Annotated in this window: 3 protein-coding genes and 1 pseudogene; 3 read left to right on the top strand and 1 reads right to left on the bottom strand. The window is 74.1% G+C overall.

Annotated elements, in window-relative coordinates:
* Nucleotides 1–277 precede the first annotated feature (277 nt).
* The gene (locus MXD58_RS28785) at nucleotides 278–1,078 is read right to left on the bottom strand and encodes an NUDIX hydrolase (RefSeq protein WP_248837460.1); all 801 of its coding nucleotides are present in this window, start codon (nucleotides 1,076–1,078) and stop codon (nucleotides 278–280) included.
* 78 nt (nucleotides 1,079–1,156) lie between these two features.
* Between MXD58_RS28785 and MXD58_RS28780 the strand changes: the two are divergent.
* From MXD58_RS28780 to MXD58_RS28770, 3 genes and pseudogenes are all read left to right on the top strand, one after another.
* Nucleotides 1,157–1,585 (top strand): annotated as a pseudogene (locus MXD58_RS28780) (SPFH domain-containing protein); the annotation flags it as partial.
* A 64-nt stretch (nucleotides 1,586–1,649) separates the two neighbouring features.
* Nucleotides 1,650–1,994, top strand: a complete 345-nt coding sequence (locus MXD58_RS28775; RefSeq protein WP_250611319.1) for a sensor histidine kinase — start codon at nucleotides 1,650–1,652, stop codon at nucleotides 1,992–1,994.
* A gap of 83 nt (nucleotides 1,995–2,077) precedes the next feature.
* Nucleotides 2,078–2,551 (top strand): response regulator (locus tag MXD58_RS28770; protein ID WP_284678979.1); only part of this gene is annotated, 474 nt, incomplete at its 3' end.

Genomic DNA, 2,551 nt, shown 5'->3' with positions numbered 1-2,551 from the left:
CCCGCTCGCCGCGCCCGCCCGCCGCGCCCGCCCGCCCTCCGCGCCCGGCGGGCCTGTTCTGTAGGGGCAAATCGGTCACCGGGCCCTACAGAAGCGGCCCGGACCGCGGGAACCTCGGACTACGGTCGCAACGGGGACGATCCGGTGCGAGCGGCTACTTCCGATTACGGAGACGACAGATCCCCAACCGATAGTGATGCGCCGTGTTCTTTAGGTGAGATAGTCAACGAGGCCGGCCGCCCGGGTTCACCCCCCGATCGCCCGGGCGCCCGGCCGTCTACTTTCTCCGCTCGCCCGTCCTACCCTCGCCAGCCGACGGCCGCCCCGGCCGCAGCATCGCCGGGTGCAGGATTCCGGCATCGCCCCGGCGGTACAGCTCGGCGGGGCGTCCCCCGTCCCGGGTCGTGAAGCGCCCGGTCGGGACGAGGAAGCCCACCGTCCCGGTGACCTTGCGGTGGAAGTTGCGCGGGTCGAGCCCGCCGCCCCAGACCAGCTCGTAGATCCGCCGCAGCTCGGCGACCGTGAACTCGGGTTCGCAGAACGCCGTCGCGACTGCGCTGTACTCGATCTTCGAGCGGGCTCGTTCCAGGCCGTCCGCGAGGATCGCCGCGTGGTCGAAGGCGAGACCCGGCGGGTCGTCGGCGGCGGCCACCGGTGCCCAGTGGCTGGCCGCCGCGTCCGTCCCGGCGACCGGTGAGTGCGACTGGGGAACCAGGGCCAGGAAGGCCACCGTGACGACGCGCCCGCGGGGGTCGCGGCCGGGGGTGCCGTAGGTCGCGAGCTGTTCGAGATGTGTCGGCGGCTGGCGCACGCCGGTCTCCTCGGCGAGCTCCCGCACCGCCGCGTCGGCGAGGTCCTCGCCGGGGCGCACGAACCCGCCGGGCAGCGCCCAGCGGTCCCGGTGCGGCGCGATCCCGCGGCGCACGAGCAGCACGTGCAGCTCGTCGTGGCGGACCGTCAGCAGCACGAGGTCGACGCTCACCGCGATCCGGACCACATCCGGCGGCAGTGCGTCGGGCGGGTGCTCGCTCGGTGGTTCGGCGGGCGCCCGGTGGCCGGTCGAGTGCGGGGAGGGCATGCGTCGCACCATATCTCGTCATCTTGACGAGAAGTGGGAGGTGCGGTTATCGTCATCTCGACGATAAAGGAGACAGTCATGGCGGACATCACCCGCAAGCCGTTCCTGTGCCACCTGCGGGGCCGGCCCACGGCCTACCTCCGGCACCAGCGGGGCACCGAGGTCGCCCACGAGGGCGTCGGCCTGGTCTTCTGGTACCGGCCGCGGACCGCGGTCATCAGCGAGGTGCCCGTCGACGACCGCGAGCTCGCGGTGCTCTTCCACGCTCGGACGTCGGACTTCCAGGACGTCGTCGTCCAGGCCACCGTGACCTACCGGATCGCGGACCCGCCGCTGGCCGCGGCGCGGCTCGACTTCGGCATCGACCCGGAACTCGGCACCTGGCGGGAGAAGCCGCTCGACCAGCTCGCCGGCATGATCACCGAGACGGCCCAGCAGTACGCCGCCGACCTGCTCGCCCGCACGCCGCTGACCACCGCGCTCGCCGAGGGCGTGCCCGTCATCCGCCAGCGGGTGACCGAGGGCCTGCGTTCGGACGCCCGCCTGGGCCAGACGGGCATCGCCGTGGTCGGTGCGCCTCGCCATCACCGGCAAGCCGTTGGACCTGCCCGCCGGCGTGCAGCTCACCATCTACCGGCTGGTCCAGGAGGCGCTGACCAACACCCTCAAGCACGCCGGCCCGAACGCCACCGCGAGCGTGGAGCTGCGCTACGACCGCCGCGGGATCGCCGTCGACGTCCGCGACACCGGCCGCGGCGGCATCCTGGCCGCGCCGAACGCCCCGGGCGGCCAGGGCCTCGTCGGGATGCGGGAGCGCAGCGCCGTGTACGGCGCCGTGGTGCACGCCGGCCCCGGACCGGACGGTGGCTGGCGGGTCACCACCCGGATCAACGCCGATGGGAAGGTGCCGGGGTGACCTCCGCCGATCCCGTCGATCCCGCCGCCCCCGCCCCCGCCCCTGCCCCCGCCGCCGACTCCGCCGCGTCCGTCACGTCGGTCCTGCTCGTGGACGACCAGCCGCTGCTGCGGATGGGCTTTCGCATGGTGCTCGACTCCCAGGTCGACCTCAGCGTCGTCGGGGAGGCCGGGAACGGCGCCGAGGCCGTCGCCCTCACCGGGACACTGCGCCCGGACGTCGTGCTGATGGACGTGCGGATGCCCGGGATGGACGGCATCGAGGCGACGAGCCGGATCGTCGCTGCGGGCAGCGCGTCGCGGGTGCTGATCCTCACGACGTTCGACCTGGACGAGTACGCCTTCGCCGGGCTGCGGGCCGGGGCCAGCGGCTTCCTGCTCAAGGACGTCCCTCCGGCCGATCTGCTCTCGGCGATCCGCGCCGTCGCGACCGGCGACGCCGTCGTCGCGCCGAGCATCACCCGCCGCCTGCTTGACGCCTTCGCCCATCGCCTGCCCGACCCGGCGGCGCCCTCCGGGCCGGCCGGTACCGGCGGGCCCGAGGCCACGGGCGGCGGC

Origin of the sequence: Frankia sp. AgKG'84/4 (assembly GCF_023242965.2) — a bacterium.
In the GTDB taxonomy this organism is placed as follows: domain Bacteria; phylum Actinomycetota; class Actinomycetes; order Frankiales; family Frankiaceae; genus Frankia.
This window is presented reverse-complemented; position numbering and strand designations above follow the sequence as displayed.